The 15,401-nt window shown below is 43.5% G+C and carries 13 protein-coding genes, 1 CRISPR repeat array and 1 riboswitch; of the genes, 5 read left to right on the top strand and 8 right to left on the bottom strand.

Translation table 11 applies throughout. The features are described from left to right. The first annotated feature begins 262 nt into the window (after positions 1-262). Positions 263-1,513, top strand: coding sequence for a glycoside hydrolase family 10 protein (locus V7L31_RS11785; RefSeq protein WP_334696387.1), 1,251 nt, complete (start codon positions 263-265; stop codon positions 1,511-1,513). Positions 1,514-2,066: 553 nt separating this feature from the next. Here the strand turns inward: V7L31_RS11785 and mutL are convergent. Together mutL and V7L31_RS11775 are read right to left on the bottom strand one after the other, a co-directional pair. Next, a complete protein-coding gene (mutL, locus tag V7L31_RS11780; RefSeq protein WP_334696386.1) occupies positions 2,067-3,854 on the bottom strand; it encodes a DNA mismatch repair endonuclease MutL in 1,788 nt (595 codons plus the stop codon). A 75-nt stretch (positions 3,855-3,929) separates the two neighbouring features. Then, positions 3,930-4,979, bottom strand: coding sequence for an adenosine deaminase (locus V7L31_RS11775; RefSeq protein ID WP_334696385.1), 1,050 nt, complete (start codon positions 4,977-4,979; stop codon positions 3,930-3,932). Positions 4,980-5,354: 375 nt separating this feature from the next. Here V7L31_RS11775 and V7L31_RS11770 point away from each other — a divergent pair, with 375 nt between their 5' ends. The 3 genes from V7L31_RS11770 to V7L31_RS11760 all read left to right on the top strand — a co-directional run bounded on the left by V7L31_RS11770 (position 5,355) and on the right by V7L31_RS11760 (position 8,117). Beyond that, positions 5,355-5,561 carry a hypothetical protein gene (locus V7L31_RS11770; RefSeq protein ID WP_179064108.1) on the top strand — a complete coding sequence of 69 codons (207 nt, stop codon included), beginning with the start codon at positions 5,355-5,357 and terminating at the stop codon, positions 5,559-5,561. 226 nt (positions 5,562-5,787) lie between these two features. Next, positions 5,788-6,924: an AIR synthase related protein gene (locus V7L31_RS11765; RefSeq protein WP_334696384.1), complete on the top strand. Its 1,137-nt coding sequence runs from the start codon at positions 5,788-5,790 to the stop codon at positions 6,922-6,924. A gap of 506 nt (positions 6,925-7,430) precedes the next feature. Further along, positions 7,431-8,117 (top strand): PHP domain-containing protein, encoded by a 687-nt coding sequence (locus V7L31_RS11760; protein WP_334696383.1) that lies wholly within the window; start codon positions 7,431-7,433, stop codon positions 8,115-8,117. A gap of 288 nt (positions 8,118-8,405) precedes the next feature. Here the strand turns inward: V7L31_RS11760 and V7L31_RS11755 are convergent, their stop codons facing one another. The 4 genes from V7L31_RS11755 to V7L31_RS11740 all read right to left on the bottom strand — a co-directional run bounded on the left by V7L31_RS11755 (position 8,406) and on the right by V7L31_RS11740 (position 13,492). Beyond that, entirely contained in the window at positions 8,406-9,110 is a 705-nt protein-coding gene (locus V7L31_RS11755; RefSeq protein ID WP_334696382.1) for a precorrin-2 C(20)-methyltransferase, read from the bottom strand. A 2-nt stretch (positions 9,111-9,112) separates the two neighbouring features. Next, a complete protein-coding gene (locus V7L31_RS11750) occupies positions 9,113-9,739 on the bottom strand; it encodes a precorrin-8X methylmutase (protein WP_334696381.1) in 627 nt (208 codons plus the stop codon). Between the two features lie 138 nt (positions 9,740-9,877). Continuing rightward, positions 9,878-11,485, bottom strand: a complete 1,608-nt coding sequence (gene cobG / locus V7L31_RS11745) for a precorrin-3B synthase (RefSeq protein WP_442944408.1) — start codon at positions 11,483-11,485, stop codon at positions 9,878-9,880. A 1-nt stretch (position 11,486) separates the two neighbouring features. Beyond that, positions 11,487-11,570, bottom strand: a riboswitch (adenosylcobalamin-variant (AdoCbl-variant) riboswitch). Between the two features lie 141 nt (positions 11,571-11,711). Then, positions 11,712-12,335: a CRISPR direct-repeat array (repeat unit 35 nt; unit sequence GTTTCCATCCCCGTGAGGGGTAAAGGAATTAAAAC). A 779-nt stretch (positions 12,336-13,114) separates the two neighbouring features. After that, positions 13,115-13,492 carry a hypothetical protein gene (locus tag V7L31_RS11740; protein ID WP_322676131.1) on the bottom strand — a complete coding sequence of 126 codons (378 nt, stop codon included), beginning with the start codon at positions 13,490-13,492 and terminating at the stop codon, positions 13,115-13,117. Positions 13,493-13,620: 128 nt separating this feature from the next. Between V7L31_RS11740 and V7L31_RS11735 the strand changes: the two genes are divergently transcribed. Further along, positions 13,621-13,809 (top strand): hypothetical protein, encoded by a 189-nt coding sequence (locus V7L31_RS11735; RefSeq protein ID WP_094353117.1) that lies wholly within the window; start codon positions 13,621-13,623, stop codon positions 13,807-13,809. A 94-nt stretch (positions 13,810-13,903) separates the two neighbouring features. Here the strand turns inward: V7L31_RS11735 and V7L31_RS11730 are convergent, their stop codons facing one another. Further along, positions 13,904-14,470: a hypothetical protein gene (locus tag V7L31_RS11730; RefSeq protein WP_334696379.1), complete on the bottom strand. Its 567-nt coding sequence runs from the start codon at positions 14,468-14,470 to the stop codon at positions 13,904-13,906. Positions 14,471-14,558: 88 nt separating this feature from the next. Further along, complete coding sequence (gene tmk, locus V7L31_RS11725; RefSeq protein ID WP_334696378.1) at positions 14,559-15,194, bottom strand: dTMP kinase; 636 nt, start codon at positions 15,192-15,194, stop codon at positions 14,559-14,561. Positions 15,195-15,401 lie beyond the last annotated feature (207 nt).

Below are 15,401 nucleotides of genomic sequence, written 5' to 3'. Positions count from 1 at the left end.
ACCCTGCTCCCTGCCCCTCTGCCTCTTTTTCCTCTGCCTCTTTTCATTTACTGGGCACTAATGATTACTAAATACGTCAAGCACCTTATAGGTCTGCTTTGGTTATTCTGGTGCAAAAGTTCCATAAGCAGGGAACAAAAAAACTACCAACTTATCAATCCTCTACTAAGCATAAATACTGTATAAACTATATATGCTTAGTAGATTCATTTATAAAAACTAGCAATGGCGTGTGTGGGTAGTTAATGCATCATTCAAATCTATGAAATCATCTTTTAGTATTCAAAATTGGCGGCGTAGATGGCTAGCAGCTTGTCGTCAGACATCGCTCAAGTATCTTTTTCCCTTTCTTATTTTAATATCCTTTGTTACAGTATTGTTGGTAGACAGTTTCACCCCTGCGATCATCGAAGGTGGGCGCTTCAGCGCCATCGCACAGATACCCCGTCAGGAAATTCGCGGGGTTTGGATGACCAACAATGATTTTGATACCCTCAAGAGTCGCGATAAAGTGCATGATGCCGTAAGTCAACTGCGGCGGCTAAATTTCAATACAATCTATCCTGTGGTATGGAACTCTGGTTATGTAATGTATCCCAGTGCCCTAGCCCAACGTGCAGGGATTCAACCTTTTGTCTACAGAGGTTCAGATGGACATGATATTCTTGCAGACCTCATTACTCAAGCACATCGCCAAGGGTTGCTAGTAATTCCCTGGTTTGAATTTGGTTTCATGGCTCCCCCAACCTCAGAACTAGCATTAAATTATCCCGATTGGTTCACACAAAAGCGGGATGGTAGCCAAACTTCAATCAGTGCAGCAGGTGAAGTAATGTGGCTGAATCCATTTCATCCCCAAGTGCAACAGTTCATCACCAATCTCGTGCTAGAAACTATCACCCAATATGATGCCGATGGCATTCAGTTTGACGATCATACAAGTTTGCCCTACGAATTTGGCTACGATAAATATACAGTTGCCTTATACACCCAAGAAACTAATAATGCTCCCCCAAGTAATCCTCAAGATGCAGACTGGGTAAAGTGGCGGGCAGATAAAATTACGGCGTTCATGGTACAACTTAACCAAGCTGTAAAGCAGAGAAAACCACAAGCAATTTTCTCAATTTCTCCCAATTACTATGATTTTGCTTACAAGTTTCAACTGCAAGACTGGCTAACTTGGATGCGGCAAAATATTGTAGACGAATTAATTGTGCAAGTTTATCGTCCGAATCTGCAAAGTTTTATAGCCAATATTTCCCGCCCAGAAATTCAAGAAGCGCAACAAATAATTCCAACTGGAATTGGCATTATGACAGGGTTAAGAAATAATCCAGTTCCCATGCAGCAAATTAAGTCTCAGGTGCGGGCTGCCCAAGAACGCGGTTTAGGCGTAACCTTCTTTTATTATGAAAGTCTTTGGAACGATGCCCAAGAATCTTTAGAAGAGCGACAAGCTGGATTTCAAAATCTTTTTCCATCTCCCGCACTCCGCGCCAGAGTTGAATAACGTTTCTGTTGAATGTGAGTTCAACAGTTAGAGGCGGGTTGAAAGTTTATTAGATTTGCGATTGAATACAAAAGATCACTTTCGTTGACAAGTACAGTTTATTTGCGCCGACATACTTAGTTAATAAGTCATGCCTTGTTACAGCAGTTTTCATGTATTTGAACCACGTTTGTCGTAGGGGCACAGCATTGATCATTGGTGTCAACTTAACGTGAAACCGCTCGTCCGCCGGGAATTGAAATTCCCGTCTCATAGTTAAAGTCATCTGAAGATGACTAAATATTGCCAAAAATCTCCAGTCTACTTCAGTAGACTTAAGCTAAAAGCCAAAAAAATTTATTTCCGGGCGGGTATGGAAGCCAATAGCTGTAAACTGGTATTGTGAGCATAGGAGTTCATTTTTGATATGCCTTATCTAGACTGTCTAATAAACATTCATTTGTCAACGCGGACATTTATCTGTCAATAATATGGACATTAATTTGTCAACACAGACAAATAATTAGTGAATGTACAAATGTACAAATTTACGTGAAAATAGCGATCGCAAATATCAAATTCCATGACTTTTACCAATTACCCAATTACGTCGGAAAAACCGGGCTAAAGCTGATTCTTCTAAAGATAGATAAATGGGGCGGCCGTGGGGACATGTACGGGGATTGCGTGTGCGTTGCCAATTATCTAAAAGTGTCTGCATTTCTTGGTGGTTCATGGGTGTACCGTTACGAATAGCACTGCGACAGGCGACAGCTACTTGGGCTGTTTGTAAGTCGCCTCCCCAACTAAGCTCTAAAATTGCTTCTGCACAGTCGTCTCGCTGCTGCAAAGGTGCGGGGATATTACGGACTGCCCAAAGTTGTTCGCCAAAGGGTTCTATGTCTAAACCGATGCGTTGCAGTTGCGATACCTGTGCTGGCGACAATTGATAAAGAATGATTGGCGGTTCGACGGGGACAAGTTGCCAATCATCGCATAATTGTTCATACAAAACTCGCTCATGGGCAATATGCTGTTCTACTAACCACATCCCACCTGAATGTTCCGCCACAATATAAGTGTTGCTAACTTGAGCGACAGCTTTTAAGGAGTTAGGAGTTGGGAGTGAGGAGTTAAGAGTTTTGGGATTTTCGTTAGGATTTTGAGGATTGAAATTGTAGCCGCCTTTAGCTTCTGCGGCTTTGAGTAATTTACTAACTCGTGTTGTGTGAACAGCTTCTTTGAGATTGGTAGAAGAAATGCTGAGTGCTTGGTTAATTGCTTGGGTAATTTGCTCTTGCCAATAAACGATTTCGTTGAGGTAAATTTCTGTTTTTGCGGGATTGCGATTCCAGTTAATTTGATCTGGTGAAATGGCAAGATGTAAGAAACAAATTGGATAGCGATCGCGTGGTAATGTTCTGTGAAATGCTGATAATATCGTTTGCTCTAGTTCCGGTGTCTTAACCATTCTGCCGTTAATGGCTACACGTACCCAATCTGGACGATGACGATGACAGCGATCAGGTAACCCTACCACTAAAGTGAGTGCTGAGTGGGGAGTGGGGAGTGGGGAGTGGGGAGTTAGAAGTGCTGATTGGGAAGGTGGGAGTGATGAATTCTGAATTCTGAATTCTGAATTCTGAGTTCTGTGTTCTGAGTTTAGCGGGTTAGGTATTTCGAGTTTTACTTCTTGCAAATCACCTTGTCGCACTTGCGGTAAAATCTGCGGTAGGAGTTGCCCTGTTGTGGCAGCAGGACAAATAGTGAACCATTGACGATCGTTTTGCCAAATCTGCCAGGTGATATGGGGATGACAGAGGGCGATTTGGTGAATTGTGGCTTGCACAGCTTTCATTTGCTGTGCTGTTGTGGGTAATCCCTGACGACGAGATGAGCAATTACCGAAAAGATGAGAAACTGTAACCACAGTACCAGGTGCGATCGCAGTTGCTTCAACTTGCACAACTTTCCCACCATCGCCATAAATCATCCGCCATCCCAATTTTCCGCCTACAGGACGACTCAAAATTTCCAAATCTGCCAGAGTCGTTAAACTGTGCAACGCTTCACCACGAAACCCCAAACTGTGAATTTTCCATAAATCGGCACTAGAGCGAATTTTACTTGTGCTGTGGGCTGTGGCTGCTTGTTGTAAATCATCTAGATTCATTCCACAACCATTATCTGCCACGCGAATTCGCCATTGCTGCGGCCATAGAGAAACCACAATTCGCGTTGCACCTGCGTCTAGGGAATTTTCTACCAATTCCCGCACCACAGAGGCTAAAGAGTCGATTACCTCTCCAGCTGTAATGAGATATACGACTTCTGTTGGTAGAGCTTGAATAGTAGATGCCATAAATTATAGTTTATAGCTTCTGGGGGCAAGGGAGATAGAGAGGTGAATTACAACATGAATATCTCTAGATGGTCGTTAATTACTTTCCCTGATTGCCAAAACTTTAGGTGGTTCGGGTTTGAGTAAACCGTTCAACAGGGATGCAGGAGGTTGACTATAAGGCCAAGCAAAAGCATGACGGAAAGCTGCATCTTGACAAGCGTGTAGTTGTTCAAAACTAATAATGTTGTAAGTCAAGAGATTTTCATACTCGAATGGTAGACGTACATTGTGCAATCCAGCATTGTCAGTACAGATAGCGATATCAACCCCAGCATCAAAACAACGGTCAAAGACTAATTTGAGTTGACGTATATCTTGCAAAGTACCAGTTTTCAGGTAAGTTGTGGGGCAAACCTCTAAACACTGTCCGCGTTTAGCCACATCATTAAGTAACTCTGGATATAGTAAGGGAATTTGGATGCCGTGACCGATTCGCATTAGATAGGGTAACAGTTCTGGGTAACAACCGGCGCTGGTTTCATATAGATGTCCCGTGGTGTTAACGCCTAGCGATCGCGCATAATCATATAGACTAATCCATTCTTCTAAGCGATCGGCGTAATAGCTATCACCTCCAGCTACATCTACTGCACAGACATACTGTTGATTTTGCGCCGCCAAATCAACAATCGCCTTGTTCACCTCATAAGGTAGGCGTGTGTGCATACAGAGAATTTGGCTAGTAACAATCGGATATTCTGGCTGGTGGCTAGCAAGTCCTACTACTTGCACAATTTCTGCCATCTTGTCAATTCTTTCGGATTGACTCAAATGCTCAGGTGTCCGCAAATAAGGAGTATAGCGCAGTTCCAGATAAGCCAAATTCTCAAATATGTAAGCACCTCGCACCAAACGATAGATAAAGTAAGGCAAAGTCTCCACAGTTTGCACACTTTCTACCAGGGTGTGTAATTCTAGATACTCATCTAGGGTGTTACGTGGGCGGGTATAAAAATCTTCAAATTCTGAATAGTCAGCAAAGCGGGAAATCAACTCCGAAGCATGTCGCTCGAAATATTGCCATAAAACTCGTGGTACAACCGAGCCGCCCAGATGTCTATGTAATTCAGCATATAAAGCCATAGTGGTATTTTTATCTAAAAATTTCAATAATTGTAACAAAAACATAGACAGAAAAAATCTGTCATCGTAAAAATTTAGCTCCCAAGCATCCCCAGACATGACTCAGCCAAGTATTTGCCTTTGGTGCGAACGGCGGATTAATAAATTCCCAATGGAAGGGCGATCGTGTTGCATTAATTTGGCAGAGTATCAGAGAACACAAATACTTAGACTTGTGGTTACAGACTTCAAATTTCAGTTAGGCTGAATTAAAATACTGTAGCAATCCGATTTGATTTTTGAACTTATTTGCGTAGGTAGGAAGTAGGGAATCAGCCCTTTCGAGTTGTGCAGAGTTTTTTCAAGAATCAAAAAATCAAATAGGAGTCCTAGTAAATGAATAGCAAAGAACTAGCGCAATACATCGAAGCAACCAATAGTATTACTAAACCTTGGCTTTTAGTACAACTGCGCCTTAAGAAATTACAAGAGCGTCGAGCTATGCTTGCAGACGATGTTTATACCAAAGAATTAGAAGATATTCACCTAGACTTGATGAAATTGGGTGAATGGTGGCGCGGTATTGAAGATGAGGTATTTTAAAGTGAGGAGTTAAAAAAGTCTTGAAGAAGAATTCAGAATTCAGGAGTCAGAATTCAGAATAAAGATGCTCTCTAAGAGAGGCTTTGCGAACGCTATCAGTAGGGATTTTAAACCAGTCTATTCAGACGCGCTACGCCGCGCTATCTGCTACTCGTACTGAATTCTGACTCCTGACTCCTGAATTCTGTTTCGATAACTCCTCACTTTTCACTTAAAACGCAACCTGATGGCTCAAGCTCTCGATCAAGTCGATTACGATACTCTCGATGCTGCAAAACGACGCTTCATCGATGCTGCAAAACGCACATTGGGCTTTGCAAGCAGCTATGGCATAGTGCCCGCGTCGGGTTTAGGAGCAAGCGCCAACGCTTTTAGCTTCAACCTGGCTCCATTTCTAGAGGCGGGGGCTAGAGAACTTTCGATGACACTTGTACCCGAAGGACTGGGCACCGCAGACGATACCCGCCCTGACGATCTCAGTGAAGAAGAACTGCGACGATTCTGGTGGAATATTGGTATCAAGATTATTTCGTGTCTGACGAATGATGCTGCAACTTCCGGTATGCAAACTATACTTCTCGGTCTTTATTTGCCGTCGAGTACTCCTGAAACAATCTTTACGCCCGCATTTCTTGATGGGTTTCTGGATGGAGTGGTTGAAGCGTGCAAACGAGTGGGCTGTGTCTATCTTTCAGGGGAAACTCCTCAACTAAAAACGAAGATGATTCCAGGGCGGCTCGACATAGCCGGCTCGGTTTTTGGGGTTATGCCGGCTGGTGTTGCCCCGATTGATAGCTCGCGTCTGGATGCCGGAAATACTATTGTTCTAGTCGAGAGTTCGGGCCCCCACGAGAACGGCTTTACCCCATTGCGAAAGCTGGCTGAATCGCTCCCTGATGGCTATAGAACAAAACTCCCAAGTGGGCAGGAGTTTTGGGAAGCGATTAATGCTGCATCATATCTCTATACGCCGCTTGTACAGGCGGTGCTTGGTGAGGGGATTCGTCCCACAGCGATGGAGAATATTACTGGTCATGGCTGGCAAAAGCTGATGCGTTCAGTGAAACCACTCCGGTATGTTATCGAAACGATGCTCCCAGTGCCAGAGATATTTACCTTTGTTGAGGGTCATCTTGAGGGCGGGGCCCAGACGATGCTTTCGGTGTTCAATTACGGTGCAGGATTCGCATTCTATACAGAGTCGGAGCAGGATGCAGAGAAAATTATCCTACTTGCAAGAGAACATCAACTCTCGGCTGTGATTGCCGGAAGGGTTGAGGCTTCCCTTAGTCGCGAGGTAGTAATAGAACCCTTGGGAATCACCTTGAAGGGAGATTCTTTTGGGATTGCGCGAGGGGTGTAATAAGCTGCTAGCGTAGGCATAGCCCGTCGTAGACATCGCCAATTTTCTGAGAGCTATTCTAAACTCACAGGATCTTCTTATTTATGCGGTTTTATGCGATGCCTGCGGCGGGCTACGCCTACGCTAAAGTTGTTATTGGTTAAATCAAGGCGATAATTACTGAGGGAAATAACGATTTTTACACACAAATTCTAATTGCATTTTCGGCTGTTTATAGCTAACTACTCTAAAAATCCTTTAGTATCTAAGTCATTTAGCACAGATGCCATAGGCGTATTTATGAAGTTTTAGATGCAATATTTATTACTACTTAATTGTAAAGTAGTTCAAATTACCCATGACTACTGAGATTAAGATTTGCTAACCTAGTCTTAACATATTGAAAAATTTGCTGAGAAAGCTGAGAAAGTAGCAACCAACACTAATTTTTTAGTGGTGGATCTTTCTTATCTGTAGATGTAGCGTTTTAGTGTGTTAAGAATATATATTTTTGTTCAGAGGGAGTTATGGCTGTAAATTTGGCCCGGACTACTGCTTCGGCAGAACTTTTGAAGCAAGTATTCCATAACATTGATGCACATAGTTGTCCAAGGTTATTCAACTTTCACATGCACACTGTCTACTCGGATGGCAGGTTGCAGCCGAGTGCATTGATGGAGCAGGCGATCGCGATTGGACTGAAAGGGTTAGCTATTACCGATCATCATGGTATTATCGGCTATCAAGCATCACTTGCTTGGTTAGAAGATTGGAAGTGGAGTAATCCTGCTGCCACCACTCCTTACTTGTGGAGTGGCGTGGAAATCAATGCCAATCTTTTGGATATAGAAGTTCACATTTTGGCTTACGCTTTTGGAACAGAACACCCTAGTATGAAACCCTATTTGCAAAGAAGGCCGACTACAGGGCAAGAATATCAGGCAAGTAACGTAATTGCCGCGATTCACGAAGCTGGGGGATTGGCAGTTTTGGCTCATCCGGCTCGTTACAAGCGATCGCATTTTGACTTAATTCCTGCTGCTGCCCAAAAGGGTATCGATGGTGTGGAAACTTTCTACGCCTACAATAACCCCAACCCTTGGAAAGCCAGCGTCGTGGAATCAGAACAAGTGCAAAAGTTGGCTGATGAATACTTTCTTTTCAATACCTGTGGTACTGATACCCACGGTTTGAGCCTGTTACAACGCTTGTAAAGATGAATCAATTTGTTTTTATACCCCTGGTTCAAGCAGCCAGGAGGTTATCTTTTTTTGGATGTTCAATAGTCAACCAATTTTGGATTTTGGATTTGCAATTTTGGATTAACCTCGCCCACAAGGGGACAAGGCTTGATAGCGAAGCGTTAGCGAGTCATCGAGCGTCAGATTTTGGATTTGGGATTTTGAATTTATTCCGCTTGACTTCGGGCGGGGTATGAACCGAAATAATCTAAAATCTAAAATCGCTAGGTCGAGCCTGATATTAACCCACATTTGGCACAGCTATAGTCGATTCTTAGTGGGGATCACAATCATTGAGAAATATGGTACTTCGGCTGGATCAACTTCATCCAGGGGAATGATGCGTTGCTGTGATGTTGATGCCCGCTCAATATATCTCGCCCGTGATGCTAGCCCTAATTTATGCAGGATATCTCGTACTTTAGTAAAGTGACGACCTAGTTTCATAATCGCGGCGGCATCAGTCATTAGTAGATGTGTAGTTAATTCTTCTGCTGGCAATGGGGCGGGTAAGACTGTGAGGATATCGGTGTAATAGGTGAAAGGTACACCCAAAGCTACCGGACAAGCCATCAGTGAGGAAACTCCGGGGACAACTTCTGTTTCGTATTGGTCACATAACCGGGTGAACAGGTACATGAAGGAACCATAGAAAAATGGATCGCCCTCGCATAGTACTACGACATCTCGACCGGCTGCTAAATGGTCGGCGATTGGTTGAATTTCCTGGTCATAAATAGATTTTGCCTTTTCTGGTTCCAAAGCGCGGGGGAGGTGAAATAGCACTTCGATTTGATTGCCAGGAAGATACTGCGCTACGATCGCTCTAGCGATACTTTGTTTGTCTGTGGCTGATTGATAAGCTACCACGGGAGCCGCACGTAATAGCCGCAGCGCTTTCAGAGTCAATAGTTCTGGATCGCCAGGGCCGACACCAATTCCATAAAGACGACCTTTGGGTTGCATATTCATTCTTCCTCCGTTGCCAGGGCGTTTACTGCTGCTGCCGCGATCGCACTTCCACCGCGCCGACCGTGTAAGGTTAAAAATGGTACATTCCTGCTGTCTGCTGCCAATGCTGCTTTCGATTCGGCTGCACCGACAAACCCCACTGGAAAGCCCAAGATAATCGCAGGTTTGGGTATTCCGGCATCGAGCATTTCTAACAGCCGGAATAGGGCTGTGGGAGCATTCCCAATTGCGACTACCGATCCTTCCAGGTGCGAGCGCCATAATTCTAAAGCTGCCGCCGACCTTGTAGTACCCATACTCTGGGCAAGTTCTGGCACTTCTGGCTCGTTGAGGGTACAGATAACTTGATTGTTTGCAGACAACCGCCGTCTGGTAACGCCATCGGCAACCATTCGGCAATCGCAGAGAATTGGCGCTCCTGCTGCCAGTGCTGCTCTTGCGGATTGCACTGCGGTTGGTGAATATCCCAAGTCTGTGACAATATCCGTCATTCCACAGGCGTGAATCAGACGTACAGCAACTTTTGCTACATCTGGCGGTAGCACATCTAGGTTTGCTTCTGAGCGGATGATTGCAAAGGAATTGCGGTAAATTTCGTTGGCATCTCGGATGTAATCGGGCATTCAATTTGGGATTTTAGATTTTAAATTTTGGATTGATTTGTTGGTTAATATAGATACTTTCTTTTCACTAGAAGAATAACTAATTTAATTAACCGCAGAGGCGCAGAGAAAACAGAGTAAGAGAAACGGAGAAATCAATCATCTGTATTTATCTGTGCTTATATCTTCTAAGTATTTATTAAATAACTGTTGTAATTGTGCTATCGGATATCGATTAGCAAATTCCCCAAAGGACTCATCAGAATTTAAGCGTTGAATTTTATATACATATAGCATCCGCTCTATTAATGCAGGTAGTTCGGCAAAAGTTACATATTGATATAGTTCATGTCCGAATTTCTGCTTACTGTCACCAACATAAATGTGATAGCCCTCTAAAGTTTGATTATCAGCCTCAATGCTGACACCCAGGAGAGTAATATCACTTTTGCTATGCTGGGCACAAGACTTTTCGCAGCCGCTAAAGTGGATATTAACTGGGGAATTGAGAGTAACGCGAGTTTCCAGATACTCTGCTAATGCCAAGGCATGACTTTTAGTGTCTGTGGCAGAAGCGGCGCAACTCTTTTTTCCAGAACAGGCAACTAATGAACTCTTGATGTTGGTTGCAGTGAAATCTAATCCTAAGAAAGCAATTTCATTTTGGACATCAGCAACCCATTGCCGAGGAATATCTGTAAGGAGCAAATTTTGCCAAGGGGTTAGCCTGAGAGTTCCACTGCCGTACTTTGCTGCTAAATCTGCTAAACCCCGCATCTGTCTACTCTCCAATCGCCCAAGGGGCAAGACGACACCAAGGTAAAATAAGCCTGGCTGACGTTGGGGATGGATGCCAATATGCTGATATTTCGCATCTGACCTCTCCCCCAACCCCTCTCCTACAAGGAGAGGGGAGAATTTCTCCCCCTTCCCTGCAAGGGAAGGGGGTCGGGGGGTTAGGTCTTTTCTTGTTTCACTGCATAAAAGCGGGAAAGATAGACGCTGTTCAACTTCCTGGAGATAATTTTCACAACCGAAAGTGTTCAATAACTCTAAGAGACGTAGCCGCTGCTTACTTGTAGTATGGCTATGAGCTAGATAGACATCCGTCAAAGCTGCCAAGACGGGCAAACATTGCTCTGGTGATAACAAAATTCCCGTATTGCTGGGCGGTTGACCCTTCTCGCCAACACTGAGATGGAGGCGAAAATAAACGTTACCGTCAACTAAGACAGCTGCAAAGGTGATATCATTCAAGCGATCGCATACCCGAATTATCCCACCACCATCAAAGCAAACGCTAAATTTTGCCGACAGTCCCGAAAGCGCCGGGTGTGCTGCAATATAATCATCCCAACCTTGGACAAAAGGCCGAGTGTCGATTAATTCTTGGGGATCGATACCAGCAGTTGGACTGGTCATAATATTGCGGATTTGGTCTACAAGAGTATTGCTAGAACCCAATCCCATCAGCTGTAGGTACTTTAGAACCTCAGCATTTATCCCCGTGCGGATTTCACGAATTTGCAGGTTAGCTCGATTAGTCACGTCTATATAGCCGCCACCATGCCGATCTGCTATATCTGCGATCGCACGGCACTGCTGACTACTAATAATTCCACCTGGTATTCTAACACGAGATAATATACCATCTGCGGCGGGTGTAGCATAAAACAAGCCAGGACAAGTGGCAAATCCAGAAAGCAAATTTAGAACTCCTTCCCCGTGCAACGCAGGGAGTAGACGGTGAGTGTGTCTTGAGGACATCCTGAGAGTTGGCATTCTGACTTGGGCGATCCCATCACAGCTGCGGCACAGTCCCGGAATTTCACCGGAGTTTCCCAACTCTCAGCTTTAGTAATTTAGATTTTGTTTAGGTTATAAATATCAACCACATATCATCCAGATAATCATCTTACATTACTATAGCCACAAATTTTACCTGAGCTTATCCACTGCTGTCTTAAGGCTAGTGCGATCGTGCGGATTTATAGTTTCCATCCCCGTGAGGGGTAAAAGAATTAAAACCGCCGCATGAATATGCGGCGGGTGCGAGAGTTGGTGCAAAGGTTTCCATCCCCGTGAGGGGTAAAGGAATTAAAACTGTAAACGGAGCAGAAGGAACTGAAGAGTCAATAAGGTTTCCATCCCCGTGAGGGGTAAAGGAATTAAAACTTTGTGCTGATTGCGGTGGGGCTAATTATCTCACTCCAAGTTTCCATCCCCGTGAGGGGTAAAGGAATTAAAACATTATTATTAGATAAACAGGCGTCGAACACTGGAAATGGTTTCCATCCCCGTGAGGGGTAAAGGAATTAAAACCAAAATGCTTGGATTCAATGATATGGCTTTTAGCCATATCGTTTCCATCCCCGTGAGGGGTAAAGGAATTAAAACCACGATTGTAATGGGGTACGACATAAGAGGGCTTGAGTTTCCATCCCCGTGAGGGGTAAAGGAATTAAAACAGTGCATACGGTACTGTCCGCCTTGCAAAAGGTTGTGAAGTTTCCATCCCCGTGAGGGGTAAAGGAATTAAAACCTCTAGTAGCTGGCCAGTTGGAGCAGTGGCTTACCCCACAGTTTCCATCCCCGTGAGGGGTAAAGGAATTAAAACCCTACCGATTCAGAAGCCTTATCAAGATTGAATTTGAGATAGGTCAATCTGAGGGGGTCATTTTTGAACATGAATAGTTGATAATTTTTCTCAATAGTATCAACTTCAACACTTCTCAAATGCTTACTCAGCAAGCTATCTGAGGGGGTCAACGAAATAATAAGGGTTTCAGCCTTTGTCTGACCCCCTCAGATGCTTATCATTCAATAAAAATTTATAAGTTTACCAAATGATTGAGAGTAACTAAAAACGCTAAGTTTAGACTTTATTGATTTTTCATGGTTCAGTAATACTTTCAGTATACATAGTATGAAAACAAACTATTAAAGTCAACTTACTTCATAATTTTTAACTAGACAAAATTAAGGAATTTAAAGCTTTGTAGGTGGTTTTGTCTGTGTAGCTGCGATTTCAAGTTGCACAGGTGAGTAATAAATTGTCTCGTTGCCTCGTTCCCAGTCTCCGACTGAGAATGCTCGTCGTTAAGGCTCCGCCTCTCGAACTCGCGGCAGAGCCACCAGGAGCAGCATTTCCTGCCGGAGGCTGGAAACGAGGTTTTAAAAAGTACTTTCCTACGAGTTCATCTAAAAGCCTTAGCCTTCGCTTTCGCCGTCGCCCTCATCGTTGCCTTTTTAAAAAGTACTTTCCTACGAGTTCATCTAAAAGGCAAGGATCATTTCAGGCGATGCCTACAGCAAACCCTTTGGCTATGTAGAACATAGAAAAAGTCCCCAGCTTTAGGTTGCTAGGGACTAACTACTTTCGGCTTGTAAACTGATTTACTGATTTAGCAGTCCGATAGCCATCTCAAGGTGCATCTTAGCTTTGTGCAAGTTTAGTAAACTCTCTTGGTCGTATCGGTCAGGGTAGCTCATAGCCTTGCGCTCTAAAGTTATCCGAATTAGTGCCGCTTGTTCATCGGTGGGGGAGTTCATCTCATCTACGACTCCTTCAAGGAATTGAATAACACTGAAGCCTGGTGACTTCAACCCTCTACCCTGTCTTAATTGAGAGAGTGCTATCTGTGGGAATGCCATCAAGGTGACAATCCAACTAGTCTTGTACCCTCCATTTCCGGTAGGCTTTAATCCGTAACGCCTACATAAGTCTCTCAATTCAGCAGTGGTTTTGATTTCGAGTTCTGACCTTGTGAACATAAAATAGAATTACCCATTTGTAAAAGTGGTATCGGTGGTGAACTGTTTTGACAGACGCGAACACCACCGATTTAAAACTCTATCTATATGTTCACGTATCGTTCAAGCTATATTTACATCTCTCAACAATGCCTAACCCTAAAGGTAATCCAGAAAATTTAAAACCACTTAAGTCTGATAGAGAAGAACCACTAACACAAAATCTTAATTTTCGTGTCACCGAAAAAATGAAGGAAGAGGTAAAAGCACAAGACGACCCTCCTGAGTTTTGTAGAGAAGCTATTCAGAAAGCACTGGATGAGAAAAAAGGGAAGTAGTGAAAAGTTGTTGGAGTTTAGTGCAGCAGCTATTCTAAAAATTTAGAATTTTGGTTAACTGAACCGTATTGCAGCTGGTTCTGAGGGTTCCAAATTAGTTGACGGCTTCCAAATTCAATTTTTCTATTAAGTGTTCTCTTAATTTATTCATCCACTGCTCATCATGCTCATCATCCTTCCACTGTTTCTTCAATAATTGGACTTTGGACAACGATTTAGCGCAAGTGTTGTAGCAACCCCATTCGGCTCGCATTACTTCCTTATCAACAGGAATACTGTTCCAATTCCTCAAATCAGCAATCCAATGAACCTTAACCCATCGAAAAATCCCCCACCGATCATTTACCCATTGAGGTTCATCCTCACTTCCCTCATTAACCAGTTCAACTACGTGTGTCAGGTATCTCTTATTGCAACCATCAGGTATTTTTTTTTGCTCTCCTGTGATATCGTTTTTGCACTTATGCGGTACTTGAGAAAGGATGATAAGAGATCCTTTTGGTAATTTATGGGCGTGAGATTCTACTACTCTTGTACTTTCACGTCTTTTAAAGTTCAACCGAAAGTAAGCTCCAATAGGATATTCAGGATACGCCCGCTCTGTTTCATTACCTTGGTCGGTGACATTTTTGATATAATCCAGACGCTTATAATCCATCATTTCTTACTACTGCTTTGTATGAACTAGACTTTTCTCCATATCTAGTTTGCCCAAACTCTCATTAAAAATTTTTAGGTTGATTTTTGCCCTACCTCGCCAAGTGCAGATGTACGCGCAAAATTTCTTGAATTACCTGTTGTACAGCTTCTTTACTCAAGCTGCCATCTACCCGCACAATTCGTGAAGGATGGGATGCTGCTAAATGTGCGTATCCTTGCTGAACGCGGCGATGAAAAGCGATTGTTTCCTGTTCAATGCGGTCTAGTCCTACTTGGTCTGAGAGTTTGCGGGCTAGTCCTACTTCGACATCGACATCTAGCCAAATAATTAGATCGCTTTCTAAACCACCAGTGGCAATATTATTAAGCTGATTGATTAAACTCATGTTAAGTCCGCGACCATATCCTTGGTAGGCAATGGTAGAGTCAGTGTAGCGATCGCATAAAATATATTTCCCATCTGCGAGATTTGGTTTAAGTTCTTGTTCAACGTGTTGCGATCGGTCAGCAGCGTACAATAAAAGTTCTGTCACTTCTGCAACTGGTTTATCTTCTGACTTTTCTAGTAGCAAGCGGCGAAGATGTAAACCTAACTCTGTTCCCCCTGGTTCACGAGTTACCACCACAGAAACACCGAGACTTTCCAACCACTCAGAACAAAGCTGCATTTGGCTGGTTTTGCCACAGCCTTCCACCCCTTCAAATACAATTAATTTCCCACCCATGCTTTTTTGTTCGCTGCAATAAACTGATTCGCTGACGTTTGATCAAGAATAGCGCGAAGTGTAAAATATTAAACTGCGATCGCAGTCTACGATTTAGTTTCCTGAAAATTACTGTCACTTACGGACTTCCAAATAAAAAAATATACAACTATTTATTGTGGGGTGGGCGTTGTGGGGTGGGCGTCTCGCCCGCCCAGTCCATAGGGC

Origin of the sequence: Nostoc sp. (assembly GCF_036916655.1) — a bacterium.
GTDB lineage: Bacteria > Cyanobacteriota > Cyanobacteriia > Cyanobacteriales > Nostocaceae > Nostoc.
The sequence above is the reverse complement of the archived record's forward strand: the minus strand, read 5'-3'. Positions and strand labels throughout refer to the sequence as shown.